The organism is Microvirga flocculans ATCC BAA-817 (assembly GCF_000518665.1).
Classification (GTDB): domain Bacteria; phylum Pseudomonadota; class Alphaproteobacteria; order Rhizobiales; family Beijerinckiaceae; genus Microvirga; species Microvirga flocculans.
The window spans coordinates 23,372-49,855 of record NZ_JAEA01000012.1; the positions used below are offsets into that span (position 1 = coordinate 23,372).

Genomic DNA, 26,484 nt, shown 5'->3' on the forward strand with positions numbered 1-26,484 from the left:
ACCGTGACACCCCGATCCCGCCTCCGCTGGGCCCTGGGCCAGCTCGGCCGCTTGCGGACGACCCCTGTCCTGAGCGACGCTACGCACCGGCTGATCCGCGAGGCCGATACCGGGGCCCTCCAGCGGGCGGGAATCGCGCGCATGGTCACCGCCGGGCTGCTGCTGCTCGCCGTGTTCATCGCCACGGCGGGCATCGAGCTCACGGCGCCCATGGCGCTCCAGCAGGTCCGGGCCGCGGAGCTGACCCTCGTCCTGTTCGGGACTCTGGGATGGGTCGGAGCCTGGCTGGCCTCGAAGCGCATCGCCATCGAGAAACTGCCGGTCATCACGGCCGTTCTGGACGCTTGCCTCGTTCTCGGCAATCTCGCCTACAGCCATTGGGGCGTCGGGATTCCCGGCAGTCTCTTTGCAGCCTTTCCCGTCGCCTGGGTCGTGCCGATCACCATGGCCGCGGCGGCGATCCACTACCAGCCCCGGCTCCAGGCCTTCGTGGCGGCCATCTATGTGATCGGCCTGTCGCTCATCGCCTTTGGCGGCGGGGTGGTGAGCCCGGCGGAGCGCGAGCAGAATCTCAACGAGATCGTGGGCGTGTTCTCGATGCAGGCCAACATGGTCCGCATCGTGATGGTCTTCGCCGCCGCCCTGATCCTGATCCTCGTGGCGCGCCAGGGGCGGCTGCTGCTGGAGCGCGCCGTGCGGGAGACCACCCTGCGCGTGACGCTCACCCGCTACCTGCCGCGCGAGCTTGCGCCGGTGCTCACCGATCAGGCCTTCGCTTCCTTACGCCAGGGTCGCCGCATGCCGGTCACCGTGCTCTTCGTCGACATCCGCGCCTCGACCACCTTCGGCGAGACTATGGAGCCGTCGCGGCTCGCCGTGTTCATCACCTCATTCCGCCGCCGCGTCCAGCGGGCGGCGCAGCAGCATGGCGGCGTCATCGACAAGTTCACGGGCGACGGCGCGCTCATCCTCTTCGGCGTGCCCGGCGCGCAGGAGGGGGACGCCCGGCGCGCGCTCGCCTGCGGCCGCACCCTGCTCGCCCTGATCGAGCGCTGGAACGCCAAGCGCGGCTTCAACCCGCCGGTGCGGCTGGGCATCGGCATCCATACGGGCGACGTGTTCTGCGGCGTGGTGGGCGACGAGAGCCGGCTCGAATTCACCGTCGTCGGCGAGACCGTCAACATCGCCTCGCGCATCGAGCAGGCCACCAAGGGGGCCGGGTGCGAATTGCTGGCCTCGCAGGAAACCGTCGCCGCGGCGGGCGAGGAAGGCCTCTGGACGGAGGTGGAGTGCGAGCCCCTGCCGGGCGTCACGCGCCGCATGGTGCTGATGAAGCCCGTGGAGTGAGGGATGTCCCGCGCGGCCGTCAGGGCCGGGCGCGGGTCAAGCCTCTTCCGCCTTCTTGATCTCATGCCGCAGCAGCAGCGGCGTCTGCGCGAGCGCGAAGGCGATGGTGAGCGGCATGATGCCGAAGACCTTGAACTTCACCCAGAAATCGTCGGTCTGCGTGCGCCAGACGATCTCGTTGAGCGCGGCCAGAGCAAAGAAGAACAGCGCCCAGCGCAAGGTGAGCTTGCGCCAGCCCTCCTCCGTCAGCTCGAACACGCTGTCGAGCACGATCTGCAGCAGGGGCTTGCGGAAATACAGGCCGCCTAAAAGAATCGCCCCGAACATCGTGTTCACGATGGTGGGCTTGAGCTTGATGAAGGTCTGGTCCTGCAGCACGAGCGTCAGCCCGCCGAACACCACGACGACCACGCCCGAGATGAGGGGCATGATCGGAATCTTGCGCAGGAGGGCGTAGGAGACGCCCAGCGCGACGAGCGTGGCCGCCATGAAGATTCCCGTCGCCACGAAGATCCGCTGGTTCTCCGCGAAGCCGAGGCGGTCCCCATAGGCGTTGCCCAGGAAGAACAGGACGAGCGGCCCGAGTTCGAGGGCGAGCTTGAGTAGGGGAGGGAGGCGCTTTTCGTCGGTCATGAGGATGCTTCTAACCCGGCGATGGCTTTTGCGAAATCCCGTGCGGTGAAAGGCTCCAGGTCCTCCACCCCCTCGCCGACGCCGATGAAGTGCACGGGCAGGCGGAATTTTTCGGCGAGCGCCACCAGAATGCCGCCGCGCGCGGTGCCGTCGAGCTTGGTCATCACGAGGCCGGTGACGCCCGCGGCCTTCTGGAACAGCTCGACCTGGCTGATGGCGTTCTGGCCCACCGTCGCGTCGAGCACGAGAAGGGTCGCGTGCGGCGCGCCCGCATCGAACTTCCTGATCACGCGCACGATCTTTTCCAGCTCGGCCATGAGCCCGGCCTTGTTCTGCAGGCGCCCGGCCGTGTCAATGAGCAGCACGTCCGTGCCGTTGGCCTTGGCTTCCTGGAGCGCATCATAGGCGAGGCCCGCCGCATCCGCGCCCTGCTCGCGGGCGAGGACCGGTGCGCCGACGCGCTCGCCCCAGACCTTGAGCTGCTCGATGGCGGCGGCGCGGAAGGTGTCGCCCGCGGCCAGCATGACCTTGAGGCCCTGTTGGCGGAACTTTTGGCTGAGCTTGCCGATGGTGGTGGTCTTGCCCGCGCCGTTCACCCCGACCATGAGGATCACGAAGGGTTTCTTTGCGCGGTCGAGGACGAGCGGCTGCGCCACGGGCTCGAGCGTCTTTTCCACCTCGCCCGCGAGGATCGCCTTCACCTCCTGCGGCGAGATCTCCTTGTCGTAGCGCCCGGCGGCGATCGCCTCCGTGATCCGCATGGCGGCGGGAACGCCGAGGTCGGCCTGGACCAGGGCATCCTCCAGCTCCTCCAGGGTCGCCGCGTCGAGCTTTCGCTTGGTGAAGAGGCCGGTCACGCTCTCCGACAGGGAGGAGGAGGTGCGGCGCATGCCCTCCGTCAGGCGCTGCCACCAGCCGCGCTTCTCCGCCGGGGCGGCGGGCGCGGGTTGGGCCTGCGGCTCCGGCGCGGGGGGCAGCTCCTTCAGGTCTTCCTCGGGGGCCAGGCTCTCGACGGGCTGCAGATCGGCCCCTGCCAGCTCGCCCGGCAGCTTGAGGTCCTCGGGCGTGTCCGGGGAGGCATCCGTGACGGTCGAGGGAACGGTCGTGAGATCGTCGGCCGCCGTCGCGGGCGGCGAGGGCATCGTCTCCGGATGGCCTCCGGCCTGCGGCGTCCCGCTGACGCTCTCGGGCGCGGTTTGGGCCTTGCGCCCGAACAGGCGGGAGAGGAATCCGGGCTTGTCGGGCTTCGTGTCGGCCATGGGTTTCGTTTTGCCTCGTGAATGCTGGTGCTTGATTTAAAGCCGATGCCTCAATAGCGCATCGTGCGGAAAAGTGGATCCGGTTTTCGCTGACGCGGCCCGGCGGGTCCGCATCTCAACGATGCGCTCATCAGGAAAGAAGCATCGGATGGACCCAAAAGTGCCTTCCACTTTTGGGCCCGATGCTCTAGCCGAGACATCATGAATGCGGAAGAGATAGTGTCCCGATTGCTCTATCGCGATGCCCTGATGCTCGTGATCGACAAGCCCGCCGGCCTGCCGGTGCATCCCGGCCCCAAGGGCGGCGAGACCCTGTTTCAGCATCTCGACGCCCTGCGCTTCGGCCTGCCCCGCCGTCCCGAGGCGGCGCACCGCCTCGACAAGGACACCTCCGGCTGCCTGATCCTCGGCCGCCACCCCAAGGCCATCGCCCGCCTCAACGAGCTTTTCCGCAACAACGAGGTGGACAAGGTCTATTGGGCCGTGGTCGAGGGCGGTCCTCATGAGGACGAGGGTGAGATCGATCTGCCGCTAGCCCCGAAATCGCCGGATCGCGGCTGGTGGATGAAGGTGGACCCGAAAGGCCAGCCTTCCTTGACGAAGTGGCGCGTGCTGGGCCGTGCGGAAGGGCTCGCCCTCCTCGAACTGCGCCCCGTCACGGGCCGCACCCATCAGCTGCGCGTCCATTGCGCCGCCATGAACTTCCCGATCCTGGGGGATCCCATCTACGGCACCGCTCCGCGCTTTCACGGGCCGGGCCTGCATCTGCATGCCCGCAGCGTCACGGTGCCGCTCTATCCGAAGAAGGAGCCGATCTCCGTGGAGGCGCCGGTGCCGGAGCATATGCGGGAGCGGGTGAAGGCGTGCGGCGGCGCAGCTTAAGCCGCGAGCAATTCCTTGCCGTCATGGCCTGCGATCGTCACCGGCACGATCTCGCCCGGCTTCACTTCGCCGGAAAAGCGTACGAGCGTGAATCCTTCCGTGCGGCCGAGGAGGTTCGTCTCGACCAGCACGTTGCGGCGTGCGCCGATTTCGTCGTTCAGATGCTTCAGCAGGGCGGCCTCACCCTTCTCGCGCAGCCTGCGGGCGCGGTCCTTCACGATGTCGCGCGAAACCTGGGGCATGCGCGCGGCGGGGGTGCCGAGGCGCGGCGAGAACGGGAACACGTGAAGATGCGTGAGGCCGCATTCCTCGACGATGGCGAGGGAGCGGGAAAACATCTCTTCCGTTTCGGTCGGAAAGCCCGCGATGATGTCCGCGCCGAACACCATGTCGGGGCGCAGCCGCTTCACCTGTTCGCAGAAGGCGATGGCGTCGGCGCGCAGGTGGCGGCGCTTCATGCGCTTGAGGATCATGTCGTCCCCCGCCTGCAGCGAGAGATGCAGGTGCGGCATCAGGCGGCTTTCGTTCGCGATGACGTCGAGCAGGTCGTCGTCCGCCTCCACCGAGTCGATGGAGGAGATGCGCAGGCGCTCGAGCTCAGGCACATGGCGCAGAAGGCTCTTCACCAGGAGGCCGAGTTTCGGCTCTCCGGGAAGGTCCTTGCCGTAGCTCGTGATGTCGACGCCGGTGAGCACCACCTCGCGCGAGCCGTGCTCCACCAGGGTGCGCACCTGATCCACTACCGCGCCCATGGGCACGGAGCGGGAATTGCCGCGGCCATAGGGGATGATGCAGAAGGTGCAGCGATGGTCGCAGCCGTTCTGCACCTGCACGAAGGCGCGGGTGCGCCCGCGCATGCCGTCGATGAGATGCACGGCGGTTTCCTTCACCGCCATGATGTCGTTGACGAGCACCTTTTCAGTGGAGCCGATGCCGAAATCGCGCATCCCGCTCCAGGTCTCGGCCTTCATCTTCTCGTGGTTGCCGACGACCTGGGACACCTCCGGCATGGCGGCGAAGGTCTCCGGCTCGACCTGCGCGGCGCAGCCCGTCACGACGATGCGGGCGCCCGGCTTCTCGCGCGCGATCTTGCGGATCGACTGGCGCGCCTGGCGCGTCGCCTCCGCGGTCACGGCGCAGGTATTGACGATGACCACCTCGCCTAGGCCCGCGTCCTCCGCGTGGCGCTGCATGGCCTCCGACTCGTAGGTGTTGAGGCGGCAGCCGAAGGTGACGACCTCAACCGCCATCAGGCCGCTCCCGCGAAGAGGGCAGGGGAGAGGATGCCCTCGTGCTCCAGCTCGGTCGGGCCGGTCATGAGCACGTGGCCGTCGCTCGCGCGCCATTCGATGACGAGGTCGCCGCCGGGCAGGGACACCACGGCCTTGCGGCCCGTCAATCCCTTGCGCGCTGCCGCCACGAGCGCGGCGCAGGCTGCCGAGCCGCAGGCGCGGGTCGCGCCCGCGCCCCGTTCCCAGACGCGGAGCAGAATGTGCTCGGGGCTCGTGACCTGGGCGAAGGAGATGTTGCCGCGTTCCGGAAGGGCCGGATCGTGCTCGAGGACCGGGCCGATGGCGGCGAGATCGTAGGCCGTCGCATCCGAAACCCAGAAGACCACATGCGGATTGCCCATGCTCACCGCCGAGGGGTTCCGAAGCTCGGGAGCCTCGGGCAAATGCGTGTCGAGGGTAATCGCGCGGGTGTCCGCAACGGGATCGCGCAAGGGGATTTCGTTCCATTCCAGGCGCGGCGGGCCCATGTCCACCGTGAAGACCCTGTCCGACATGCGCTCCACCGGCAGGAGCCCGGCCTTGGTTTCGAGCACGAGGTCGCCGTCCCCCGCGCGGCGCATGACCGGATCGGCCGTCATCGCCCAGGCGACGCAGCGGGTGCCGTTGCCGCAGGCCCCGGATTCCGAGCCGTCCGTGTTGTAGATGCGCATATAGGCGTCGGTGCCCGGCGTCACGGGATCGTGCAGCACCATGAGCTGGTCGAAGCGCGAACGGGGATCGGCCGCGATGGCGCGTGCTTCCGCCGCGCTCACGCGATGGGGCGAGCCGCGCAGGTCCAGCACGGTGATCTCGTTGCCGAGACCGTTCATCTTCAGGAAGCGGCTGTTCGAAAGGGCACTCATGGGCCGTATATGGCCGAAAACGCCGAAAACCGCGAGAGGGGACGAAACATCCTGCGGCAATATCGTCGGAAGGGCCGGAGCCCGGCGCATCCGCCTGCGGCCCCGCGTCCTCCACAACGGCTCCCGGACGCTCTCGCCGCTGCCGCGAAACCCCCTTATGGTGCAGCACGATATCCCTTCGTGATTCGCGGGTTAGGCGTTCTTCTCATGCGGCTGCGCTCCTCTCATCTGGTCCTGGTCCTGGCCCTCTGCTCCGGTGTGGCCCTGGCGCAAACTCCACCGGCGGCGAGCCCGCCTCCCGCCGCACCTGCAGTACCGGCTCCCGCGCCGTCCGCTCCGGCCCCCGCAGCGCCTGCCGAGGCTCCCCCCTCCGCCCCGCAGGCCCAGACGCCGCCCGCTTCCGCTCCGGCGGGAGCCCCGGCTCAAGCGCAACCTCCCGCGGCTCCCCAAGGCGCCGCGCCCGCCGCCCCGGCCGCCGAGGCTCCGCCCGCCCCCGTGCCGATGCAGCCTCCGTCCGACCGCACGACCCTGTTCCCGAACCCGAGCGATCCGACCGGGGTGGAGGAGGGGGGCCTGGTGTCCAAGACCACGGTGGTGCTCGCCGGCACCAGCACCTGGGACGAGGGCTTCAGCAATCTGAAGGAGGCCTTCGCCAAGCTCCGCGACGAGATGAGGAAAGCGGGCCTTGCGGCCACGGGCCGCCCGCTCGCGATCTTCGTCGACACGGACGACAACGGCTTCAAATACGAGGCGATGGTGCCCATCGCGAAAGTGCCCGAAGGCAAGACCGAGCTGACGCCCCAGATCAAGTTCGGGCGCACGCCGGAGGGCAAGTCCTTCCGCTTCGTGCACAAGGACGCCTATGACGAGATCGACGGCACCTACGAGACGATCACGGCCTATCTCGACATCAAGGAAATCGTCGCCAAGGACGCCTTCATCGAGGAATACGTGAGCGACTTCACGGATTCGCAGGATACGAATTTCGAGGTGAACATCTACGTTCAGCCCAAGGAATGAGCGCGCCTCGATGATCGCGCTCTTCGATCTCGACGGGACCCTGACCGACCCGAAGACGGGCATCACCCGTTCGGTCCAGCATGCGCTCGAGAGGCTCGGCCGCCCGGTTCTCGAGGCGGACGCGCTGACCTGGATGATCGGTCCGCCCCTGGCCGCGGGCTTCGCGAAGCTCCTGGGCGGCTCGGACGAGGTGCAGGATGCCGTGCGCCTCTACCGCGAGCGCTACAGCGAGGTGGGCCTGTTCGAGAACGAGGTCTATGCGGGCATTCCGGCCCTGCTCCAGGACCTTCGGGACAGGGATGTCCGCCTCTTCGTCGCGACCTCCAAGCTCCAGGTCTTCGCGCGGCGCATTCTCGATCATTTCGGCCTGTCGGGGTTCTTTCACGGGATCTACGGCTCGGAACCCGACCACCGCAACGCCGATAAGAGCGACCTGATCCGCTTCATTCTCGACCGGGAGCGCATCGATCCGGCGCAGGCCGTGATGATCGGAGACCGGGAATACGATGCCATCGGGGCCAGGGCCAACGGGCTTTCGGCCATCGGCATCACCTGGGGCTACGGCTCCCGGCAGGAGCTGCTCGACGCCGGGGTCGCCTGCCTCGTGGACGAGCCGGAAGGGCTCAAGGAGCCGATCGTCACGCTGACGGCGTCCACGCCTCGCCGGGCCGCAGGGGCCTGAACCGTTCCTCCGGGATCTCCGCCGCCTGGAGCGCCGCCGCCAGGTCCCGCGGCGGCTCGTCGATTCCCTCGTCGGTGAGCCGGAACGTGCCCCAGTGGTGGCCGAAGGCCTGCTCGGCCTCGACGATGCCGAGCACCTTCACCGCATCCTCCGGGTTCATGTGCTGCGGCCCCATGAACCAGCGCGGCTCGTAGGCCCCAATGGGCAGATGGACGAGGCGGGGCCTGCCGTAGCGCGCCCGCACGGCGTGAAAGATCTTGCCGTCGCCGAAGCCGGTATCGCCGATGTGGTAGATCACGCCGGCAGGGGTGGTGAGCACATAGGCGCACCAGAGCGCCATGCGACGGTCGTTGATGCCCCGCGCGGACCAGTGATAGGCGGGCTCGAAATGAGCCGTGATGCCGTTGCCGAGATCGACGGATTCGCCCCAGTCCCGCGTCTCGACCGGGATCTCGGGATGCTCGGCCCTGATGATCGCGTCGTTGCCCAGGGGCGCGACCAGGCGCGGCCTGTGCCGCTGCCAGAGACGCCCCAGGGCGTCGAGGTCGAGATGGTCGTAATGGTTGTGCGTGATCAGCACCGCATGGATCGGCGGCAGGTCCTCGAAGGCGATGCCGGGCGGATTGACCCGCTTCGGGCCGGTGAAGGAGAAGGGGCTCGCGCGTTCCGAAAAAACCGGGTCGACCAGGATGTTGAGCCCCGCCGCCTGGATCAGGAACGAGGCATGGCCGATCAGTGCCGTGCGCAGGTCCCTCACCTCGGCCGGGGGCCTGTCCCGAAAGGGGCTCGGAAAGCTCTCGGGCCAGGCCCTCCTTTCCCCGCCGAGCTGCCAGCGGGCGAGCTCGATCAGGCCCTTGTCCTGCGGCTGGTCGGCCAGGAAGAACCGCACGCCGTCGAAATGGTCCGTCACGGGGCCTTGGTAATAGCGGTTTTTTGACCGCGCGGCCGTCATCCAGCCGAAGGCTCCGGTGGTGGCGAGGGCGGGAAAGCCGAAGGCTTTGAGCAGGGTGCGGCGTTTCATGGAGATCGGCGGTCCTGGGCGAGGCGCTTATCGATGCCTTAAGCGTGGGGATGGCGCGGCCCGTCGGCAAGTATCCGCTGCGTCACCCGACAGAGCGAAGATCGGGGAGACACTCACGCCGCCCTGTCGGCAATCGCCTCCGCCAGCGCCAGCACGCGCCTGGCCATCTCCGCGTGAAGCCGCTCGACCATGCGGCCGTTGTGGCTGACCGCGCCCTTGCCGGCGTTCTGCGGCAATTCGAACAGGGCGACGATGTCGCGGGCCCGCTCGATCTCGTCCCGGGATGGCGCAAAGACCTCGTTCGCCACGGCGATCTGGTCCGGATGGATGACGGTCTTGCCGTCGAAGCCGCAATCGCGGCCCTGCTCGCATTCCGTCCGGAACCCGTCCGCATCGGACAGGCTGTTATAGACCCCGTCGAGAATGTCGATGCCATGTGCCCGCGCGGCCGCGAGCGCGGTCATGAGCCAGGGCAGCATGGCGGCGCGGCCCGGCATCAGGCGCGCGCGGGTATCCTTGGCGAGATCGTTCGTGCCCATGACGAAGCAGTCGAGGCGCGTGTCGACATCGCGCGCCGCGCTCGCGATGGTTTGTGCGTCGAGGATGGCGAGCGGCGTCTCGATCATCGCCCAGACACGGGTGCGCTCGGCGGCCCCGAGCCTGCGCAGGCGCAGGCCCACCGCGGCGAGCGTCTCTGCCGTGGAGACCTTCGGCACGAGGATCGCATCGGGCTGCGCGGCGGCCGCGGCCGCGAGATCGTCCTCGCCCCAGGGCGTATCGAGGGCGTTGACGCGGATCACCAGCTCGCGCCCGCCGTAGCCTCCCGCCCGCACGGCCGCGCAGACCTGCTCGCGCGCCTGCGCCTTCGCCTCCGGCGCCACCGCGTCCTCGAGGTCGAGGATCACCACGTCCGCGGCGAGAGTCTTCGCCTTTTCGATGGCCCGGGCATTGGAGCCGGGCATGTAGAGCGCGCTGCGGCGCGGGCGGATGGCGGTCATGGCGTCTTCCTCGGAATGCCTTTCGGTTTTAATCGTGGTTTCCATCGGAGAACAGAGACATCCAGGCCGGAACGCCGGGATGAAGGGGAGATCGTCGCGGATGTGGGTTGCGGGTGTCGACGGCTGCCGGTGCGGCTGGATCGCGGTGCTCATGCGGGTCGACGATCCGCAGATGCACCGCATCGTGACGGCTCAGAACCTCGCCGCCATCGCCGATGCGCCGGAACGGCCCGCACCGATCGCCGTCGACATGCCCATCGGCCTGCCCGAGCGGATCGAGGGCTCCGGACGGCTGCCGGAGCAGCTGATTCGCCCCCTTCTCGGCGCTCGGCAATCCTCCGTGTTCGCGATTCCCTCCCGCCGCGCCGTCGAGGCGGAGGATTACGGGCAGGCCTGCGCCATCGCCGCCGCCACCTCCGAGCCGCCGCGCAAGGTGTCGCGGCAGGGCTTTGCCATCTTTCCCAAGATCCGCGAGATCGACGCCCTTCTGCGCGCCCGGCCGGAGCTCGCGCCGCGCGTGTTCGAGGTGCATCCCGAGCTCGCCTTCTGGGCGCTGAACGGCCGCACGGCGCTGTCCGAGCCGAAGAAGGTGAAGGGCACGCCCTACGGGCCGGGCATGGCCCTGCGGCGGCAGCTCCTTCTCCAATCGGGCCTCGTGCCCGAGGCGCTGATTCAGGCAGCCCCGCCGCCCGGCGCGGCCCAGGACGACCTGCTCGACGCACTTGCGGGGTTGACCGTGGCCCTCGATATCGCGAGAGGTGGGGGGCAATCCTTTCCCAGCCCGCCCGGCCGCGACGCCCACGGCCTGCCGGTCGCCATCTGGACACTCAGCAGGTAACGCATGCCCATCACACGCGCCGAGATCGAAGCCGCCCATGGCCGCATCGCGCCCCATATCCGCCGCACGCCGGTCCTGAACGAGGCCGGGGCCTTCGGCCATGACGGCCCGGTGAGCCTGAAGCTGGAATTTCTCCAGCATGCGGGCTCGTTCAAGACGCGCGGCGCGTTCAACACCCTTCTGTCGATGCCGGTCCCGGCCGTAGGCGTGGCGGCGGCCTCCGGCGGCAACCATGGGGCGGCGGTGGCCTATGCAGCCAGCAAGCTCGGCGTGAAGGCGCGCATCTTCGTGCCCGAAATCTCAAGCCCCGCGAAGATCGCTGTCATCCGCTCCCATGGAGCCGAGGTGGTGATCGGCGGCGCGCGCTATGCGGATGCGCAGGAGGCTTGCGACCGCTACGTGGCGGAAACGGGCGCGCTGCGGATCCATCCCTTCGCGGCGGCGAGCACCATGACCGGCCAGGGGACGGCCGCTCTCGAATGGGAGCAGGACGTGCCCGCCCTCGACACGGTTCTCGTCGCCGTGGGCGGCGGCGGCCTGATCGGCGGCGTTTCGAGCTGGTGGGCGGGCCGGGTGAAGGTGGTCGGCGTCGAGCCGGAAGGTTCGCGGGCGCTCCACGCTGCCCTGGAGGCCGGACGTCCGGTCGACGTGGACGTGGATTCTGTGGCCGCCGATTCGCTGGGCGCGAAGAACACCGGCGAGCTGGTCTATGAGATCTGCCGCGAGACGGTCGATCACGTGGCGCTCGTGAGCGACGCGGCGATCCGCGACGCGCAGCGGCTTCTCTGGCGCGATTATCGCATCGCCTCCGAGCCCGGCGGCGCGGCGGCCCTGGCGGCGCTGGTCTCCGGGGCCTATAAACCCCGCTCAGGCGAGAGGATCGGCGTGCTCCTGTGCGGCGCCAATGTCGAGCTTCCGAAGCTCGCCGAGATCGCCCATCCGTAACCGAAGGACGCCCCATGTTCCCGCAACGTCTGACCGAAGGCTACCGCGCGTTTCTCGACGCCCGCTTCCCGAGCGAGAAGAACCGCTTCGAGGCCCTCGCGGAAAAGGGCCAGTCGCCGGAGGTGATGGTGATCGGCTGCTGCGACAGCCGCGTCTCGCCGGAGGTCATCTTCGACGCGAGCCCGGGTGAATTGTTCGTCGTCAGGAACGTGGCGAACCTCGTGCCGCCCTATGAGACCGGCGGCGATTATCACGGCACCTCGGCAGCGCTCGAATTCGCCGTGCAGGCTCTCAGGGTCAAGCATATCGTGGTGCTGGGCCATGCCCGCTGCGGCGGCGTGCGCGCCTTCGCCGACGATAAAGCGCCGCTCTCCCCGGGCGACTTCATCGGCCGCTGGATGAACCTGATCAAGCCGGCCGGCGAACGGCTCGGGCCGCACCGCGGCAACCTGGAGGAATACCTCCCGCGCCTCGAACTCGCCGCCATCGAGAACAGCCTCGCCAACCTGATGACGTTTCCCTGCGTGCGCATTCTCGTGGAGCGCGGCAAGCTGCAGCTCCACGGCGCCTATTTCGGCGTGGCGACCGGCGTGCTGCTGGTGCGCGATCCCGAGACGGGCGAGTTCAAGCCTGTGGCGGACAATCTGCCCGAGCGCGTCTCGATGTTCTCGGCGCGGGACGCGGGACCGCTGTAGGGGGATCTGGCTCTGCACTCATACAGCGCGATGACTATCTCACACGGCGCTTGGCTCAACAGCGATAAAATGAAATAACATCCATTATGCCGCTGTTGAGAGAAACCTCCGTGTTTACGATAATCTATCGTTGTTTGTACATTGCTCTCGTTCTCTACATGACCGTCACCGAGTACCGAAAGGATGGTGACTTCATAGGAGCAGTCCTGTTCTTTTTGCTGATGCTAGCAGCGCTTGAACTGATTTACTGGCTATACTGGCTAAAGGCGAACACGTCGGAATTCGCAGATCGCTTCAAAATCTGGCTTGGCAAGCAGCAAAACCGGACAACCCAAGATCAAAGTTATCCGAATGTGCCATTGTTTATCGCATTGGCGATAGCGGCCATCTTTATCGGTTTAGCAGTGGTGCTGCACATCACTTTTCCTGAAAGCTGCGACCCTGAGTCTAGGAAGTGGCTCTTCCGGGTTGCGATTTGTAAACAACCTCTCCGATTCGTCATGTATAGCGTGGAGGTCGGGGGTATGATGGTCCTTGGTCTAGCCTATCTCATGATCGCCTATCGGTCATGGAGGCGATGACATACGAGGGCTCCGACAGCTAAAAGAAAAGGCCGCCTTCAGGCGGCCTTTCGCTTTAACTCTCTGAGGACTTAAGCCGCCTGCTTCTTCGGCTTGAGCAGGCCGCGGTTGATCATCGCTTCGGCGATCTGCACCGCGTTGAGCGCCGCGCCCTTGCGCAGGTTGTCGGAGACGCACCAGAATGCGAGGCCGTTCTCGACCGTGATGTCCTCGCGGATGCGGGAGATGTAGGTGGCGTCCTCGCCCGCCGCCTCGTGCGGGGTGATGTAGCCGCCGGGCTCGCGCTTATCGACCACCATGATGCCGGGCGACGAGCGCAGGATGTCGCGGGCCTCGTCCGCCGTGATCGGCTTCTCGAATTCCACGTTCACCGCTTCCGAGTGGCTGATGAAGACCGGCACGCGCACGCAGGTGGCGGTGAGCTTGATCTTCGGGTCGAGAATTTTCTTGGTCTCGGCCGTCATCTTCCACTCTTCCTTCGTGTACCCGTCCTCCATGAACACGTCGATGTGCGGGATCAGGTTGAAGGCGATGCGCTTGGGGAACTTCTTCTCCTGCACATCCTGCAGAGAATAGAGCGCCTTGGTCTGGCGGTCGAGTTCGTCCATGCCGTCCTTGCCCGCGCCGGAAACCGACTGGTAGGTGGCGACGACCACGCGCTTGATGGTGGCGCGGTCATGGAGCGGCTTGAGGGCCACCACGAGCTGGGCGGTGGAGCAGTTCGGGTTGGCGATGATGCCCTTCTTCATCTCGCGCAGCGCCTCGGCGTTCACCTCCGGCACCACGAGCGGCACCTCCGGGTCGTAGCGCCAGGCGGAGGAATTATCGATCACCACAGCGCCCTGGGCCGCGATCTTCGGCGACCATTCCTTGGAGACATCGCCGCCCGCGGACATGAGGCACAGGTCGACATCCGAGAAGTCGTAGGTGTCCAGCGCCTTCGTCTTGAGCGTCTTGTCGCCGTAGGAGACTTCCGATCCCTGGCTGCGGCGGGAGGCCAGCGCCACCACCTCATCGGCCGGGAAAGCCCGCTCGGCGAGGATGCTCAGCATCTCGCGGCCCACATTGCCGGTCGCACCAACGACGGCGATCTTGTAACCCATTGGACTTCTCCTGTTGTCGCTCTCCCCGGAGATATAGGAACCCTGTTCGGGTGTCGCCTCTCGCCCCGACGGGAGAGAGGACCGGGGACGACGAGGCTTATGCGGCCGTCGTTTTCACGGCCGGGGTTTTTCCACCCGTTTTGGCGGTTTTCGTTTTGCTCGTCGTGAGGGTGAGCAGCGCCATTGCCTTCGTCCATTCGCAAGCCTGCAGCAGGCTCCGATGCCTTCACCAACACACCAAAGGTTCGCTCCCGTCAAGCGTTCTCTTCGCGGCACTTGGTCTAAGAGGCCTGTCGCTTAACCTTCGGTTTACCTTGCTTAGCAAAACCTTTCGAAGCGCCGGCAATGTCACGGTAGAACATAGGGACCGCATGACGACCGGGCTTGATGGTTGAACGATGCCGAGGGCAGGCTATGCCGAATGGGACGAGCAGGATCTCGCCGACTGGGTCGACGAGCGCCCGTCTCGTCGCGCGCGGCGAAAGCGCCTGCCCTGGCTGCGCGTGATCCTGATGTCGTCCTGCACCGTCGCGGGGCTCGCCTACCTCGCCCTCCAGCAGGAGCGGCATGCCCGGCCGGGCGAGCCTGCGAAGGGCGTTCCCGCCTCCGTCCTGGTCGCGCCCGCCTCGGCCTGGAAGCCTGTAGCCTCCACCCCCGCCCTTTACGCGCTCCCCGGCGGCGTCGCGGCCGAGGCGCGCCAGCACACCAACGGGGCGCGGGAGGACACCCTGACCCTCGGACGTTTCGGCGATTTCCGCTATGCGCAGGTGGCCCTCACGCAGGGCACGGCCGAGCCGGCCGGGAGCTTCTATGTGGATACCGTGCGCCGCGCCGCGCGGGCCGGCCTCGCCGTGGCGCATCAGGGCCTGGGGCGGATGGTGGCGACGAAGTTCGGAGCCGTGGAGACCGCTCCCCTGACCCTGGCGGCCAAGGCCGAGCAGGCCTGCCAGGCCTTCCGCTTCGCAGATGCGGATACCGCGTTCGGCTTCCAGGGCTGGCTCTGCGGATCGTCCGCGCCCGACGAGGCGCAGCTCGCCTGCTTCATCGAGGGGATCGCCCTGGCCGGGAACGCCAGCCCGTCCCTGAAGGCGGTGTTCGCCCGGGCCGACCGCAACCGGACCGAGGCCTGCGGGCCGGGCGCCCGCACCGCTTCCGTTTCCGTCAGGCCTCCGGCCCGACCGTAACCGCCACCCGGTGCATGACGTTGCAGCCGTAGCCGTTCGGGTTCCAATTGGCGGCCCGGAAGGGCTGGGCCCGGCCCCTGGAATCCGTCGCGCGGGCGAAAATCTCATAAAAGCCGTCGCCGGGCAGGGCGAGAGACGCCTGCCACCGCACCCAGTCGTAACGGTTGCGCGGCGGCGTCATCGTCGCCGCGGTCCAGGTCGCGCCGCCATCGACGGTCACCTCGACCCTGGCCACCTCGTCGTCGCCCGCCCAGGCCGCCCCGCGGACGTCGAGGCTGCGCGTGCCCGCCGGAAGAACGCTGCCGTCCGCCGGCGCGGTGACGATGCTGCGCACGGGCATGGATTCGAGGATGCGGGTCTCGACGCCCCGCCCGTCGGAACCCGGCGCGAGGGGGCGCACGGGCATGCGATAGGACAGCCCCGTCATGCCCGGCCCGTCATGCTCCCGGTCGCGGATCCAGATGCGGGTGAGCCATTTCTGGCTGAGCGATCCGGGCCAGCCCGGCACAATGAGCCGCAAGGGCCCGCCGTGAAGGAAGGGCAGCGGCTCGCCGTTCATCGCCCAGACGAGGAGCGTGTGCTCCTCCAGCGCCTTGGCGATGGGAACGCCGCGGGACATGGCCTGATGCGCGCGGCTGCCCTGCTTGTCGGGATCCGCGCCGAAATGGCCGGTGAACAGGGCGCTCTCCTTCAGGCCTGCCTCGCGCAGCACGTCCTTGAGGGACACGCCGGTCCATTCCGCGCAGCCGACGCCGCCATGGGTCCAGGGATTGCCCTCGGCCCGGGGCTCGAAGAACGAGCGTCCGTTGCCGCCGCATTCGAGCACCATGCGCAGGGTCTTGTGCGGAAAGCGGCTCTTGAGCCCGGCCAGGGTGAGATCGAGCGGGCGCTCGACCTCTCCGTCGATGGTGAGGCGCCAGGTTTCGGGATCGCTGACGGGCGGGGGCAGCAGGCCGTTGTTGCGCACGAAGAAGCGCGCGATGGGTGTCGTGTCGTCGTCGAGAAGCTCCTCGGGCGTCTCGGCCACCAGCGGGGTCTCGCCCAGGAGGCTCAGGCCTTCCTTCCTGAAGAGATCGAAACCGATCTCGGGCTTGTCCTGAACCGATTTCTGCATCGATCGCTTCCCGTCTCGTCTTCCGGTGAACTACTTAACTCAAAGGAACCAATTTATCAGGGTCGTCTTGTTCTGGTAGTCTTGCCAATCGAGGACGGCGGATAGCCGGAAAGGCCGGCGCGCCATATTCGGGAGATCGACCCATGCGCCGCTTTGCACTTCTTGGCCTAGGCCTGATGGCCGTTACGAGTCTTGCGCCTCTGACGGAGGCTTGCGCCCAGGATCGTCCCCTCGTCCTGCGCGTGCAGCCGCGCAGCTTCCTCGATCCGGGCAATGTGGTGGCGCCCAATTCCCTCAACCGGGGATATTCGGGCTACGGCCAGGCGCAGTCCTATCTTGCGAGTCCGCCCTATGCGCCGAGCGGCGAGCGCTTCGGCATGGGCGTGCTGCCCGATCCGATCACCAACGGTCCCTTCGTCGGCGCGCGCAATCCCTTCCCGACCTTCGACGGCCCGACCCTCGAGACGACCGGCGCGACCCGCTGATTTCTCTTGCAGACATAGAAAAGAGCCCCGGATCGCTCCGGGGCTCATGGTCTCGTCTTACGAAAGCGCTTCCAGCTCCTTGACGATGGCGTCGCCCACATCCTGCGTGCCGACGGCGTTCATGCCGGGGCCGGCGATGTCCTTCGTGCGGATGCCGGCGGCCAGAACGTTGGCGATGGCCTTGTCCAGGCGGTCCGCCTCGTCGAGAAGGCCGAAGGAATAGCGCAAGGCCATGCCGAAGGAGCCGATCATGGCGATGGGGTTGGCGAGCCCCCGGCCGGCGATGTCCGGCGCAGAGCCATGGACCGGCTCGTAGAGCGCCTTGCGCTTGCCGGTCTGCGGGTCCTCTGCGCCGAGCGAGGCGGAAGGCAGCATGCCGAGCGAGCCGGTGAGCATCGCCGCGATGTCGGAGAGGATGTCGCCGAACAGGTTGTCGGTGACGATCACGTCGAACTGCTTCGGGTTCTTCACCAGCTGCATGGCGCAATTGTCGGCGAGCACATGCTCAAGCGCGACGTCGGAGAACTCCGCCTTGTGGATGCGCGAGACGACCTGGCGCCAGAGCACGCCGGTCTTCATGACGTTGCTCTTCTCGGAGGAGGAGACCTTGTTGCGGCGCTTCTTCGCGAGGTCGAAGGCGACGCGGGTGATACGCTCGATCTCGCCCGTCGTGTAGACCTGCGTGTCGACCGCGCGCTGCTGACCGTTCTCGAGGGTAACCAGCTCCTTCGGCTCGCCGAAATAGACGCCGCCGGTCAGTTCGCGCACGATGACGATGTCGAGACCCTCGACCACCTCGCGCTTGAGCGAGGAGGCATCGGCCAGCGCCGGATAGCAGATGGCCGGGCGCAGGTTCGCGAAGAGGCCCAGTTCCTTGCGCAGGCGCAGCAGGCCCGCCTCGGGGCGCACCTCGTAGGGGACACCGTCCCATTTCGGGCCGCCGACCGCACCGAAGAGCACCGCGTCGGCCGCATCGGCCCGCGCCATGGCCGCATCGGTGATCGACACCTTGTGCGCGTCGTAGGCCGAGCCGCCCACGAGGTCCGTCTCGGTCTCGAAGCCGACGCCGCGCTTGCGGAACCAGCCCACAATCTTCTCGACTTCGCGCATGACCTCCGGACCGATGCCGTCGCCGGGGAGAAGGAGAAGCTTGTGCGTTGCCATGGGGAAGACCCTTATTGTGGTGGTGATGGAATGCAGCGCTCTTAAAAGGCCGAATGGACGGCTTGGCAAGCGTTTGTCGCGTCCGCCGCTTGAGCCTTTCGGCGAAGGGGATCCGGTTCGCCGCCGAAAATGCGGCGGAGCGCGAAAGGGAGGCTTTCAGCCCTCGGCGGAACGCCGGTCCCTGGGCGACCGGACCACGGTCACCGAGCAGGGCGCCTCGGCCACCACCCGGGACGAGACGCTGCCGAGATAGCGCCGGAGCGCCGAGGAGGCCCGCGCCCCGATCACGATGTGATCGACATTGTTGTGGCGGGCGTAATCGACGAGGGCCGCCGCCGGATCGGGCGCTTCCAGCACGCTGTAGGAGATCCGCTCCTTCGGGATGTCGAGGGATGCGCCCCAGTGCTTGAGCTGGACGAGGCGCTGGACATGGAGGCTGTTGCCCTCCGCGTCCTCGAGGATATCGACCGCGATGCGCGAGGTCTTCAGGATGTTGACGCAGGCGATGCGTGCCTCGCTCTCGATGGAGAGGATGCGCGTGATCATCATCCGCAAGGCTTCGGCCAGGTCCTCGCCGCCGGGCGAGAGATCGACGGCGGCGAGCACGATGGGCGCACGGGAGAGCTGGCCCGCGATGTTGGGCGCTTCCAGGGCTTTCGTCTTTCGCGCCTTCAGCCAGCGCTTAAAGGTCTTCATGCCGCTGTCGCGCTCCAGCCGCCCGGCGCGTTCGGTCAGCGTTACCTGATCGGGGTTTTCCAGGTCGAGGGCGAGCTGCGCCGCCGTGGCGTAGCGCTCGTTCGGATCGACTTCCAGGCAACGCAGGATGATCTCCTGCAGCCAGGGCGGGCATTCGGGCCGCAGGGCCCGCGGGGGCACCGGATCGCGCCAGAGGCGGCGGCGGATCTGGTCGCCGCGCGGATTGCCGAAGGGGCGTTTCCCCGTGACGAAGAAATACAGCATCACCCCGAGCGCGAAGAGGTCGCTGCGCGGATCGGCGCGGTCCTGCAGCACCTGCTCGGGGGCCATGTAGGGCGTGGTCCCGAAGGGCTCGCGGAACTCCTCGGCGAGGAGATCCGGCAATTGCTCGTGCCGGGCGAAGCCGTAATCGATGAGCACGGCCTCGCCGGTTTCGCGGATCATCACATTGCTCGGCTTCACGTCGAGATGGATGACATGCTGCAGGTGCAGGTCGTGGAGGGCGTTGGCCACCGTCACGCCGATGGCCGCCACCTCGGGCCAGGGCAGCGGCACCTCCGCGAGGCGTGCCTTGAGGGATTCGCCCGGAATCCGCTCCATGACGATGTAGGGCATGGGATCGAGGGGCCCCGCCGCGACGAAGCGCGGCACGTGGGGTCCCGTCAGGCGCGGCATGATCATCTGCTCGGTCTCGAAACAGACGATGGGCAAGGGATCGTCGCTGTCGATGAGCATCGGGATCTTCATGACGAGGGGCGTCGGATCGCCCTCGCGGGTCACGGTCCAGAGCTGCGCCATGCCGCCGGTGTTCAGGTGCTCCTGGAGCTCGAAACCGTCGATCGCCATGCCCGGATTCAAGCGCCAGCGCATGCGTCACCGTCCCTGTTCGAGGCGAAGCGCCAGCTGTTCGGGCAGGCCCGCCTCCCGCACCTTCCGCGCGGCGGTGGCGGTGTCGTAGGGCACGCGCAGGTAGCGCAGGGTCTGGCGCGCCGTGTCGAAGACCGCGTAATTGGCCGCCGCCACCCCGTCCCGCGGCTGCCCCACGGCGCCGATCACCGCAAGCCAGGCGCGGGTCGGAAGAAGGGGGATGTCGTTGTCGCCGACCGGCGAGAAGGAGCCCACCTTCGCGGTGGTGCTCATGTGGTAGAGCATGGGCACGTGCACATGGCCGCAGAAGGTGATGTGCGCATCGACCCGGGAAAAATGCCGGATGGCCTCCATGGGCCCGGACATGTAGTCCCAGTTGCGCGGCGCATAGCCGTTGGCATGGACGTAGAGGACGTTGCCTTCCTCATGGGTGAGGGGGAGCTCGGCCAGGAACCGGCGCTGCTCGGGCCCGAGCTGCCGGCGCGTCCAGCGGATCGCCTCCCGGGCGATGCTGTTCATGTTCTCGTCCGACCCGTCGATGGCCTCGTCGTGATTGCCGAGGAGCGCGATGGCGCCCCGGTCCACGAGGCCTCTCACCGTATCGACCACCCAGGCGGGATCGGCGCCGTAGCCCACGTAATCACCGAGAAGGATGAAACGGTCGACCCCAAGCAGGCGCGCATGCGCGAGGCAGGCGGACAACGCCTCTCGGTTGCCGTGAATATCGGTCAGGATCGCGATGAGCATGGGGGCAGTTCAACCCCAAACCGGTCCATGCCGCAAGCTAGCCAATGGGTGGCCGCGGCCGCGCTGGCCTCTCAGGCCGGGCGCCGGGTGAAGAGCAGGGCGAGGCCGAAACCGATCATCGTCGCGCCGGAGATCCGGTTCAGCCAGCCGAAGACGTTCCTGTTGCGGCTCAGGGCGCTCAGGCGCTGGCCGAGCGCGGCGTAGAAGAGGATGGCGAAGACCTCCAGCACGAGAAAGATCGCGCCCGTGAGCGCAAAGCTCGTCCAGTAGGATTGAGGCTCGATGAATTGCGGCAGGAAGGCCGTGAAGATGAGGATGGCCTTGGGGTTGCCGATGGCCGTCCAGAATTCCTGCAGGCCCAGGGCCTTCAGAGAGGGCCGGGATGCGGTCGCGGCGGGCGCCGTCACCGCGCCGGACGCGCGCAGGATTTTCAGCCCGAGCCAGACGAGATATGCGGCCCCGACCCATTTGAGGATCGTGAATGCCATCTCGGAGGCGGCGAGCACCGCGCCGACGCCGAGCGCCGTGAGCCCGATCATCAGTGCGAAGGCGATCAGCCGCCCGCCCGAGGCGAGAACGGCGATGCGCACGCCCTGCTGCAACCCGTATGTCAGCGACAGCAGGTTGTTGGGGCCGAACGCCAGATACAGGGCGAAGCAGGCCGGAATGAACAGGAGCAGCGTGTTCCAGGACATGGATGACGATCAGCCCCGGAGCGCTTCGAGCACCTTGCCGCCGGGCCGTCCGCGCGGGTCGAGGCCGATGCGGCGCTCCACGTCCTTGATGGCCTCGCGGGTCTTGGCGCCGATCTTGCCGTCCGGCTCGCCCACATCGTAGCCGCGGGCGGTGAGCAGGCGCTGCAGCTCGCGGCGCTGCGCGCGGGAGAGCGGCGGGTCGTCGGTGGGCCATGCCGTCTGGATGCCGGGCAGGCCCTTCAGCCGGTCGCCGAGGAGCGCGATGGCGAGGCCGTAGGATTCGGCCGCGTTGTAGGAATAGACCGCGTCGAAATTCCTGGTGACGATGAAGGCCGGGCCGTTCACGCCGGCCGGGATGAGAATGCCGGCGGGATAATTGCCCTGGAGCGGACGCCCGTCGATGCGGGTCACGCCCATGGCGGCCCAGGCCGAGAGCGGCTTCTTGTTCCGGCGTCCGGCGAGAGCGGCGTTGAAATTCGCGGGCAGGCGCACCTCGTAGCCCCAGGGCAGGCCGTTCACCCAGCCCGCCTTCTTCAGGAAGTTCGCGGTCGAGTGCACCGCATCTGCCACTGAGGCCATGATGTCGCGCCGCCCGTCGCCGTCGCCGTCGACGGCCAGCCGCTGGAAGGTGGAGGGCATGAACTGGGTGTGGCCGAAGGCCCCGGCCCAGGAACCGCGCAGATTGGCGGGGTTGATGTCCCCGTCCTGCACAATCTTGAGCGTCGCCATCAGCTCGCCCTTGAAATACTCGTTGCGGCGCGGCGCGTAGCAGACGAGCGTCGAGAGCGACTGCACCAGCGGCCGCCCGCCGATATCCTTGCCGAAATTGGATTCCACGCCCCAGACGCCCGCGATCGCATGGCGGTCGACGCCAAAGCGCGCTTCCGCCGCGGCCAGGGCCCGGCCCCATTGCTGCATGGCGGCGCGGCCGTCCTGCACGCGCTCGTCGTCGACGAGAGCCGCGAGATAGTCCCAGATCGGCGTCTTGAACTCCGGCTGGTTGCTCATGAGGTCGAGGATCGTCAGATCCGGCGCGATGCCCCGCGTCGCGGCATCGAAGGCCTGACCGGAAATGCCCTTTGCCGCCGCCTGGCTGCGTAGCCCGGCGAGGCAGGAACCGAAATCGGCCTGGGCCGCGGCCGGGGTGGCGGCGGCAAGACCGGCGAGAACGAACAGAGCGGGGGCGAGAAAGGTCTTCATGCCCCGCACTTTGCAGGGAATTTGGTTAATCTTGTGAAAACGGGGTGCGGGTCGCGCTTTCGCCTCGACCGACTCACCCAAGCTCAGGATCGGGGAGGTCCGTCTGAATCCAGCGGTCGCTGACATGGATGTCAGTGGTTTCGAGAAGTCCCGGACCGAGATTCTTGAATTTGTGAGGAACTCCAGCCGGTCCGAACACGACCTGACCCGCCTCGCATTCGAAGCGCTCGTCGCCGACCGTGAAGAGGGCCCGACCCTGGCGGACGATGAAGATCTCATCGTAAGGATGGACGTGCCATTTCGGCCCGACGCCCACCTCCTCGGTGGAATAGAAGAGCACGGTCACCGCAGTCCCGAGCGTATGCCCTTCGACCCGCCCTTTCCAAAGATCGGGATGGGTCGCCCAATCTGCGCGGCCGAGAACCCGAGGCTTACCCTCTGTCATTGCGGAGCACCTCGGGCTTTAAAGGGGCTTACGCCCAGGCGCGTTCCGAGAGCTTCTTCTCGAAGGCGTCGATGGCGGGGGCCTTTTCCATGGTCAGGCCGATGCCGTCGAGGCCGTTGAGCATGCAGTGCTTCTTGAACGGGTCGATCTCGAAATGGATCCTGCCGCCGTCGGGACCGCGGATTTCCTGGGCCTCCAGGTCGACGGTCAGCGTGGCGTTGGAGCCCCGGCTGGCATCGTCGAAGAGCTTTTCCAGATCCTCCGGGCTCACCTTGATCGGCAGAATGCCGTTCTGGAAGCAGTTGTTGTAGAAGATGTCGGCGAAGCTCGTGGAGATCACGCAGCGGATGCCGAAATCGAGCAACGCCCAGGGCGCGTGCTCGCGCGACGAGCCGCAGCCGAAATTGTCGCCGGCGATGAGGATCTTGGCATTGCGGTAGGCGGGCTGGTTCAACACGAAATCCGGATTCTCCGAGCCGTCCTCGCGGTAGCGCATCTCGGAGAAGAGACCACGCCCAAGCCCCGTGCGCTTGATCGTCTTCAGGTACTGCTTGGGGATGATCATATCGGTATCGACATTGATGATCCGCAGCGGCGCCGCGACGCTTTCCAGCACGGTGAACTTGTCCATGGTCCAAACTTCCTTCGGGCGGCAAAGGGCCGCTTTCGGCTGCCTCATATCAAAGGCTTCACGGAACGCCTAGCCTCATGATGGTCGCGCCCGGCAAGATTTTTTCGTCTGCCGGTCTTGCGGCGCAATCTTATGAGGATCAGGCGGCCGCCGCCTCGATGGCCTCCATGTCCTCGTCGGAGAGGCCGAAATGGTGGCCGATCTCGTGGACGAGCACATGGGTGACGAGGGATCCCAGGGTCTCCTCGTGCTCGGCCCAGTAATCGAGGATCGGGCGGCGATAGAGCCAGACCATGTTGGGGAACTGCCCCGTCTGCATGATGCCGCCCCCTTGCGCGAGGCCGATGCCGCGAAAGAGCCCGAGGAGATCGAAGGGCGTCTCGCAGTCCATCTCCCGCATCGTCTCGTCATCGGGAAAATCCTCGACCCGGATCACGACGCCGTCGCAGAGCGCGCGGAATTCCTGCGGCAGGCGGGCATAGGCTGCCTCGGCCAGCGCTTCGAGATCGGCGAGGGAGGGGGCTTGAAGGTCGGCCAGGGACGTCATGCGTCAGAGAATGCCAAGCTGGACCAGAAGCCACAAGCCGAGGATCACGACGCCCACGAGCGACAAAGCGCGCCCGATGCGCCGCCCCCAGAGCTCGACGGGATCGGTGCCGCCGCCCTCCGCCGAACCGATGGCATCGCTTGCCCCGAAATGCTCGCCTGCCCGCCTGCCCATGCGGGCGAGAGCGGAGGAGCCGAGGGTGTCCGTGTCGCGCCTGACGCGCTCCAGCGCCTCGCGGGCCTCCCGGTCACGGTCATGCTCGCTCATGAGCGCCTCCCTGAATGCACGCAGCTTCTTTAGCACGATGGCGGGTTTGGAGCGCGCCCCGCATGAAAAAGGCGGCGACCTTCGACAGGCGCCGCCTTCCTTTCTCTCGCGATGCGCGATCAGCCGAAGGTGCGGATGTCCACGAAGCGGCCTGCGATCGCCGCCGCCGCCGCCATGGCGGGGGAGACGAGATGCGTGCGGCCCTTGAAGCCCTGGCGGCCCTCGAAGTTGCGGTTCGAGGTGGAGGCGCAGCGCTCGCCGGGAGCGAGGCGATCCGCGTTCATGGCCAGGCACATGGAGCAGCCGGGCTCGCGCCAGTCGAATCCGGCGGCCTTGAAGATCTTGTCGAGACCCTCGGCCTCGGCCTGCATCTTCACGATGCCGGAGCCGGGCACGATCATGGCATTGACGGCCTCATGCACGCGCTTGCCCTCGACGACCTTCGCCACGGCCCGCAGATCCTCGATGCGGCCGTTGGTGCAGGAGCCGATGAACACGCGGTCGAGGGTGATGTCGGTGATCTTCGTGCCGGGCTTGAGGCCCATATATTCCAGGGCGCGCCACTTGGAGAGACGCTTGTTCTCGTCCTGGATGTCGTCCGGGTTCGGCACGACGCCCGCCACCGAGATCACGTCCTCAGGAGACGTGCCCCAGGTGACGATGGGGGGCAGGTTGGCGGCGTCGAGCCTGATCTCCGTGTCGAAGAACGCGCCCTCGTCGGTGCGCAGCGAATCCCAATAGCGCACGGCGGCGTCCCAGGCCTCGCCCTTCGGCGATTTCGGACGGTCCTTCAGGTAGGCATAGGTCTTCTCGTCGGGGGCGATCATGCCCGCGCGGGCGCCGCCCTCGATGGCCATGTTGCAGACCGTCATGCGGCCTTCCATGGAAAGCGCGCGAATGGCCTCGCCCGCATATTCCATCACGTGGCCGGTGCCGCCCGCGGTGCCGGTCTCGCCGATGATCGAGAGAATGATGTCCTTCGCGGTCACGCCTGCGGGCAGCTTGCCGTCGACCGTGACGCGGAAGTTCTTGGCCTTCTTCTGGATCAGCGTCTGGGTGGCGAGCACGTGCTCCACTTCCGACGTGCCGATGCCGTGGGCGAGGGAGCCGAAGGCACCGTGGGTCGAGGTGTGGCTGTCGCCGCAGACGATGGTCATGCCCGGCAGGGTGAAGCCCTGCTCGGGGCCCACCACGTGGACGATGCCCTGGCGTGTGTCGAGCTCGTTGTAGTACTCGACGCCGAATTCCTTGGCGTTCTGGGCCAGAGTCGCGACCTGGGTCGCGGATTCGGGATCCTCGATGCCCTGCGAGCGGTCGGAGGTCGGCACGTTATGGTCGACCACGGCCAGGGTCTTGTGCGGCTGGCGCACCTTGCGGCCCGCCGCCCGCAATCCCTCGAAGGCCTGGGGGCTGGTCACCTCATGGACGAGGTGGCGGTCGATGTAGAGAAGGCATGTCCCGTCATCCTGCCGGTCGACGACGTGGTCGTCCCAGATCTTGTCATAGAGGGTGCGGGCTTTGGCCATGGTTCTCTTCCAACGGTCACAGAATGATGGTTCGGCGTGTTTATTAGCGGCTTGCGGCCCTCAGGAGAAGATGTCCTGGGCGCACGCCGTCGTGAAACGATCGCATAGCAGACAAGACGCGCCGCGCAATAATATTTTTGTCGCGCAGGGCCTCCGCGAAGCTTGCCGTCTTTAGCAAAAAAGCGCGGACCTGAGCCGCGCTTTTTCATGAAACCGGATCGGTGAAGGCTTATGTAAAGCCTTACTCGGCGTCGCCCTTGTTCTGGCGCTCGGCGCGCTCGGCGATACGGGCCGACTTACCGCGACGGTCGCGCAGGTAGTAGAGCTTGGCGCGACGGACGGCGCCGCGGCGCACGACCTTGATCGAGTCGACCAGCGGCGAGTAGAGCGGGAACACGCGCTCGACGCCTTCGCCGTAGGAAATCTTGCGGACCGTGAAGCTCTCGTGGAGGCCGCCGCCGGAACGGGCGATGCAGACGCCTTCATAGGCCTGCACGCGGGTGCGCTCGCCTTCCTTCACCTTCACGTTGACGATGAGGGTATCGCCGGGCTGGAAATCGGGAATGGTCTTGCCGAGCTTGGCGATCTGCTCCTGCTCGAGCTGCTGAATGAGGTTCATGGTCTACTCCTGCCGTTGCATGGTCTTGAGGCTTAAGCCTCAGCCAGCGGGATTTCGGCGTCCTGTTTTCAGTTGAGGCCGCGCCTATACAGGAGTTTCAGGGCCTTGTCGAGCGGCACCGTCCTTTCCGTCCGGGCACTCCAGAGCGCGATCGTGCCT

Annotated in this window: 29 protein-coding genes; 10 read left to right on the top strand and 19 right to left on the bottom strand. The window is 67.0% G+C overall.

Annotated elements, in window-relative coordinates:
* The first annotated feature begins 3 nt into the window (after positions 1-3).
* Positions 4-1,347, top strand: coding sequence for an adenylate/guanylate cyclase domain-containing protein (locus tag L879_RS21750; protein ID WP_051435326.1), 1,344 nt, complete (start codon positions 4-6; stop codon positions 1,345-1,347).
* A 36-nt stretch (positions 1,348-1,383) separates the two neighbouring features.
* Here L879_RS21750 and L879_RS0114280 read toward each other — a convergent pair whose 3' ends face one another.
* Positions 1,384-1,980 (bottom strand): septation protein A, encoded by a 597-nt coding sequence (locus L879_RS0114280; RefSeq protein ID WP_027316704.1) that lies wholly within the window; start codon positions 1,978-1,980, stop codon positions 1,384-1,386.
* On the bottom strand, positions 1,977-3,239 hold the full coding sequence (gene ftsY, locus L879_RS0114285; protein WP_027316705.1) for a signal recognition particle-docking protein FtsY: 1,263 nt from the start codon (positions 3,237-3,239) through the stop codon (positions 1,977-1,979). Before ftsY ends, L879_RS0114280 begins: the two co-directional genes overlap by 4 nt.
* A gap of 201 nt (positions 3,240-3,440) precedes the next feature.
* On the opposite strand from ftsY, the gene L879_RS0114290 reads away from it, so the two are divergent.
* Complete coding sequence (locus tag L879_RS0114290; RefSeq protein WP_027316706.1) at positions 3,441-4,121, top strand: RluA family pseudouridine synthase; 681 nt, start codon at positions 3,441-3,443, stop codon at positions 4,119-4,121.
* On the opposite strand, the gene mtaB is transcribed toward L879_RS0114290, so the two are convergent.
* Both mtaB and dapF read right to left on the bottom strand, forming a co-directional pair.
* Complete coding sequence (gene mtaB, locus L879_RS0114295; RefSeq protein ID WP_027316707.1) at positions 4,118-5,371, bottom strand: tRNA (N(6)-L-threonylcarbamoyladenosine(37)-C(2))-methylthiotransferase MtaB; 1,254 nt, start codon at positions 5,369-5,371, stop codon at positions 4,118-4,120. The two genes, L879_RS0114290 and mtaB, sit on opposite strands and share 4 nt — an antisense overlap.
* The gene (dapF, locus tag L879_RS0114300) at positions 5,371-6,255 is read right to left on the bottom strand and encodes a diaminopimelate epimerase (RefSeq protein WP_027316708.1); all 885 of its coding nucleotides are present in this window, start codon (positions 6,253-6,255) and stop codon (positions 5,371-5,373) included. The genes mtaB and dapF overlap by 1 nt, the downstream gene beginning before the upstream one ends.
* Before the next feature lie 180 nt (positions 6,256-6,435).
* Here dapF and L879_RS23285 point away from each other — a divergent pair, with 180 nt between their 5' ends.
* Together L879_RS23285 and L879_RS21755 are read left to right on the top strand one after the other, a co-directional pair.
* Positions 6,436-7,275 carry a GyrI-like domain-containing protein gene (locus L879_RS23285; RefSeq protein WP_027316709.1) on the top strand — a complete coding sequence of 280 codons (840 nt, stop codon included), beginning with the start codon at positions 6,436-6,438 and terminating at the stop codon, positions 7,273-7,275.
* A 10-nt stretch (positions 7,276-7,285) separates the two neighbouring features.
* Entirely contained in the window at positions 7,286-7,957 is a 672-nt protein-coding gene (locus L879_RS21755) for an HAD family hydrolase (protein ID WP_051435328.1), read from the top strand.
* On the opposite strand, the gene L879_RS0114315 is transcribed toward L879_RS21755, so the two are convergent.
* The gene (locus L879_RS0114315) at positions 7,914-8,978 is read right to left on the bottom strand and encodes an MBL fold metallo-hydrolase (RefSeq protein ID WP_027316710.1); all 1,065 of its coding nucleotides are present in this window, start codon (positions 8,976-8,978) and stop codon (positions 7,914-7,916) included. The genes L879_RS21755 and L879_RS0114315 overlap by 44 nt on opposite strands.
* Before the next feature lie 113 nt (positions 8,979-9,091).
* The gene (locus L879_RS0114320; RefSeq protein ID WP_027316711.1) at positions 9,092-9,976 is read right to left on the bottom strand and encodes an HpcH/HpaI aldolase/citrate lyase family protein; all 885 of its coding nucleotides are present in this window, start codon (positions 9,974-9,976) and stop codon (positions 9,092-9,094) included.
* 79 nt (positions 9,977-10,055) lie between these two features.
* On the opposite strand from L879_RS0114320, the gene L879_RS0114325 reads away from it, so the two are divergent.
* From L879_RS0114325 to L879_RS0114340, 4 genes are all read left to right on the top strand, one after another.
* Positions 10,056-10,814 carry a DUF429 domain-containing protein gene (locus tag L879_RS0114325; protein ID WP_245265239.1) on the top strand — a complete coding sequence of 253 codons (759 nt, stop codon included), beginning with the start codon at positions 10,056-10,058 and terminating at the stop codon, positions 10,812-10,814.
* A gap of 3 nt (positions 10,815-10,817) precedes the next feature.
* Entirely contained in the window at positions 10,818-11,759 is a 942-nt protein-coding gene (locus L879_RS0114330) for a threonine/serine dehydratase (protein ID WP_027316713.1), read from the top strand.
* Positions 11,760-11,773: 14 nt separating this feature from the next.
* On the top strand, positions 11,774-12,454 hold the full coding sequence (locus L879_RS0114335; protein ID WP_027316714.1) for a carbonic anhydrase: 681 nt from the start codon (positions 11,774-11,776) through the stop codon (positions 12,452-12,454).
* Positions 12,455-12,612: 158 nt separating this feature from the next.
* Complete coding sequence (locus L879_RS0114340) at positions 12,613-13,035, top strand: hypothetical protein (protein ID WP_154664219.1); 423 nt, start codon at positions 12,613-12,615, stop codon at positions 13,033-13,035.
* A gap of 71 nt (positions 13,036-13,106) precedes the next feature.
* Here L879_RS0114340 and L879_RS0114345 read toward each other — a convergent pair whose 3' ends face one another.
* Positions 13,107-14,138 carry an aspartate-semialdehyde dehydrogenase gene (locus tag L879_RS0114345; RefSeq protein ID WP_027316716.1) on the bottom strand — a complete coding sequence of 344 codons (1,032 nt, stop codon included), beginning with the start codon at positions 14,136-14,138 and terminating at the stop codon, positions 13,107-13,109.
* A gap of 398 nt (positions 14,139-14,536) precedes the next feature.
* Between L879_RS0114345 and L879_RS0114350 the strand changes: the two genes are divergently transcribed.
* Positions 14,537-15,322 carry a hypothetical protein gene (locus tag L879_RS0114350; RefSeq protein ID WP_027316717.1) on the top strand — a complete coding sequence of 262 codons (786 nt, stop codon included), beginning with the start codon at positions 14,537-14,539 and terminating at the stop codon, positions 15,320-15,322.
* Here the strand turns inward: L879_RS0114350 and L879_RS0114355 are convergent.
* Positions 15,300-16,436 (bottom strand): sulfite oxidase, encoded by a 1,137-nt coding sequence (locus tag L879_RS0114355; protein WP_027316718.1) that lies wholly within the window; start codon positions 16,434-16,436, stop codon positions 15,300-15,302. The two genes, L879_RS0114350 and L879_RS0114355, sit on opposite strands and share 23 nt — an antisense overlap.
* A gap of 143 nt (positions 16,437-16,579) precedes the next feature.
* Here L879_RS0114355 and L879_RS21765 point away from each other — a divergent pair, with 143 nt between their 5' ends.
* Entirely contained in the window at positions 16,580-16,921 is a 342-nt protein-coding gene (locus tag L879_RS21765; protein ID WP_051435329.1) for a hypothetical protein, read from the top strand.
* Between the two features lie 57 nt (positions 16,922-16,978).
* On the opposite strand, the gene leuB is transcribed toward L879_RS21765, so the two are convergent.
* The 11 genes from leuB to rplS form a co-directional block, all read right to left on the bottom strand.
* A complete protein-coding gene (leuB, locus tag L879_RS0114365; RefSeq protein WP_027316719.1) occupies positions 16,979-18,085 on the bottom strand; it encodes a 3-isopropylmalate dehydrogenase in 1,107 nt (368 codons plus the stop codon).
* 156 nt (positions 18,086-18,241) lie between these two features.
* Complete coding sequence (locus tag L879_RS0114370) at positions 18,242-19,651, bottom strand: serine/threonine protein kinase (RefSeq protein WP_027316720.1); 1,410 nt, start codon at positions 19,649-19,651, stop codon at positions 18,242-18,244.
* 3 nt (positions 19,652-19,654) lie between these two features.
* Positions 19,655-20,395, bottom strand: a complete 741-nt coding sequence (locus tag L879_RS0114375) for a metallophosphoesterase family protein (RefSeq protein ID WP_027316721.1) — start codon at positions 20,393-20,395, stop codon at positions 19,655-19,657.
* A gap of 71 nt (positions 20,396-20,466) precedes the next feature.
* Positions 20,467-21,090 carry a LysE family translocator gene (locus L879_RS0114380; RefSeq protein ID WP_027316722.1) on the bottom strand — a complete coding sequence of 208 codons (624 nt, stop codon included), beginning with the start codon at positions 21,088-21,090 and terminating at the stop codon, positions 20,467-20,469.
* A 9-nt stretch (positions 21,091-21,099) separates the two neighbouring features.
* Complete coding sequence (locus L879_RS0114385; protein ID WP_027316723.1) at positions 21,100-22,290, bottom strand: lytic murein transglycosylase; 1,191 nt, start codon at positions 22,288-22,290, stop codon at positions 21,100-21,102.
* A gap of 73 nt (positions 22,291-22,363) precedes the next feature.
* Entirely contained in the window at positions 22,364-22,735 is a 372-nt protein-coding gene (locus L879_RS0114390; protein ID WP_027316724.1) for a cupin domain-containing protein, read from the bottom strand.
* A 28-nt stretch (positions 22,736-22,763) separates the two neighbouring features.
* Positions 22,764-23,366, bottom strand: coding sequence for a 3-isopropylmalate dehydratase small subunit (leuD, locus tag L879_RS0114395; RefSeq protein ID WP_027316725.1), 603 nt, complete (start codon positions 23,364-23,366; stop codon positions 22,764-22,766).
* A 139-nt stretch (positions 23,367-23,505) separates the two neighbouring features.
* On the bottom strand, positions 23,506-23,913 hold the full coding sequence (locus L879_RS0114400; protein ID WP_027316726.1) for a metallopeptidase family protein: 408 nt from the start codon (positions 23,911-23,913) through the stop codon (positions 23,506-23,508).
* 3 nt (positions 23,914-23,916) lie between these two features.
* The gene (locus tag L879_RS0114405; protein ID WP_027316727.1) at positions 23,917-24,180 is read right to left on the bottom strand and encodes a hypothetical protein; all 264 of its coding nucleotides are present in this window, start codon (positions 24,178-24,180) and stop codon (positions 23,917-23,919) included.
* A 119-nt stretch (positions 24,181-24,299) separates the two neighbouring features.
* Positions 24,300-25,706, bottom strand: coding sequence for a 3-isopropylmalate dehydratase large subunit (gene leuC / locus L879_RS0114410; protein ID WP_027316728.1), 1,407 nt, complete (start codon positions 25,704-25,706; stop codon positions 24,300-24,302).
* Between the two features lie 241 nt (positions 25,707-25,947).
* Positions 25,948-26,325, bottom strand: coding sequence for a 50S ribosomal protein L19 (gene rplS / locus L879_RS0114415; protein ID WP_027316729.1), 378 nt, complete (start codon positions 26,323-26,325; stop codon positions 25,948-25,950).
* Between the last annotated feature and the right edge of the window lie 159 nt (positions 26,326-26,484).

Excerpts from the sequence above, each read along its gene's own strand:
- L879_RS0114280 (WP_027316704.1), bottom strand. The coding sequence starts at position 1,980 with ATGACCGACGAAAAGCGCCTCCCTCCCCTACTCAAGCTCGCCCTCGAA.
- ftsY (WP_027316705.1), bottom strand. The coding sequence starts at position 3,239 with ATGGCCGACACGAAGCCCGACAAGCCCGGATTCCTCTCCCGCCTGTTC.
- L879_RS0114290 (WP_027316706.1), top strand. The coding sequence starts at position 3,441 with ATGAATGCGGAAGAGATAGTGTCCCGATTGCTCTATCGCGATGCCCTG.
- mtaB (WP_027316707.1), bottom strand. The coding sequence starts at position 5,371 with ATGGCGGTTGAGGTCGTCACCTTCGGCTGCCGCCTCAACACCTACGAG.
- dapF (WP_027316708.1), bottom strand. The coding sequence starts at position 6,255 with ATGAGTGCCCTTTCGAACAGCCGCTTCCTGAAGATGAACGGTCTCGGC.
- L879_RS21755 (WP_051435328.1), top strand. The coding sequence starts at position 7,286 with ATGATCGCGCTCTTCGATCTCGACGGGACCCTGACCGACCCGAAGACG.
- L879_RS0114315 (WP_027316710.1), bottom strand. The coding sequence starts at position 8,978 with ATGAAACGCCGCACCCTGCTCAAAGCCTTCGGCTTTCCCGCCCTCGCC.
- L879_RS0114320 (WP_027316711.1), bottom strand. The coding sequence starts at position 9,976 with ATGACCGCCATCCGCCCGCGCCGCAGCGCGCTCTACATGCCCGGCTCC.
- L879_RS0114325 (WP_245265239.1), top strand. The coding sequence starts at position 10,056 with ATGAAGGGGAGATCGTCGCGGATGTGGGTTGCGGGTGTCGACGGCTGC.
- L879_RS0114330 (WP_027316713.1), top strand. The coding sequence starts at position 10,818 with ATGCCCATCACACGCGCCGAGATCGAAGCCGCCCATGGCCGCATCGCG.
- L879_RS0114335 (WP_027316714.1), top strand. The coding sequence starts at position 11,774 with ATGTTCCCGCAACGTCTGACCGAAGGCTACCGCGCGTTTCTCGACGCC.
- L879_RS0114340 (WP_154664219.1), top strand. The coding sequence starts at position 12,613 with ATGACCGTCACCGAGTACCGAAAGGATGGTGACTTCATAGGAGCAGTC.
- L879_RS0114345 (WP_027316716.1), bottom strand. The coding sequence starts at position 14,138 with ATGGGTTACAAGATCGCCGTCGTTGGTGCGACCGGCAATGTGGGCCGC.
- L879_RS0114350 (WP_027316717.1), top strand. The coding sequence starts at position 14,537 with ATGCCGAGGGCAGGCTATGCCGAATGGGACGAGCAGGATCTCGCCGAC.
- L879_RS0114355 (WP_027316718.1), bottom strand. The coding sequence starts at position 16,436 with ATGCAGAAATCGGTTCAGGACAAGCCCGAGATCGGTTTCGATCTCTTC.
- L879_RS21765 (WP_051435329.1), top strand. The coding sequence starts at position 16,580 with ATGCGCCGCTTTGCACTTCTTGGCCTAGGCCTGATGGCCGTTACGAGT.
- leuB (WP_027316719.1), bottom strand. The coding sequence starts at position 18,085 with ATGGCAACGCACAAGCTTCTCCTTCTCCCCGGCGACGGCATCGGTCCG.
- L879_RS0114370 (WP_027316720.1), bottom strand. The coding sequence starts at position 19,651 with ATGCGCTGGCGCTTGAATCCGGGCATGGCGATCGACGGTTTCGAGCTC.
- L879_RS0114375 (WP_027316721.1), bottom strand. The coding sequence starts at position 20,395 with ATGCTCATCGCGATCCTGACCGATATTCACGGCAACCGAGAGGCGTTG.
- L879_RS0114380 (WP_027316722.1), bottom strand. The coding sequence starts at position 21,090 with ATGTCCTGGAACACGCTGCTCCTGTTCATTCCGGCCTGCTTCGCCCTG.
- L879_RS0114385 (WP_027316723.1), bottom strand. The coding sequence starts at position 22,290 with ATGAAGACCTTTCTCGCCCCCGCTCTGTTCGTTCTCGCCGGTCTTGCC.
- L879_RS0114390 (WP_027316724.1), bottom strand. The coding sequence starts at position 22,735 with ATGACAGAGGGTAAGCCTCGGGTTCTCGGCCGCGCAGATTGGGCGACC.
- leuD (WP_027316725.1), bottom strand. The coding sequence starts at position 23,366 with ATGGACAAGTTCACCGTGCTGGAAAGCGTCGCGGCGCCGCTGCGGATC.
- L879_RS0114400 (WP_027316726.1), bottom strand. The coding sequence starts at position 23,913 with ATGACGTCCCTGGCCGACCTTCAAGCCCCCTCCCTCGCCGATCTCGAA.
- L879_RS0114405 (WP_027316727.1), bottom strand. The coding sequence starts at position 24,180 with ATGAGCGAGCATGACCGTGACCGGGAGGCCCGCGAGGCGCTGGAGCGC.
- leuC (WP_027316728.1), bottom strand. The coding sequence starts at position 25,706 with ATGGCCAAAGCCCGCACCCTCTATGACAAGATCTGGGACGACCACGTC.
- rplS (WP_027316729.1), bottom strand. The coding sequence starts at position 26,325 with ATGAACCTCATTCAGCAGCTCGAGCAGGAGCAGATCGCCAAGCTCGGC.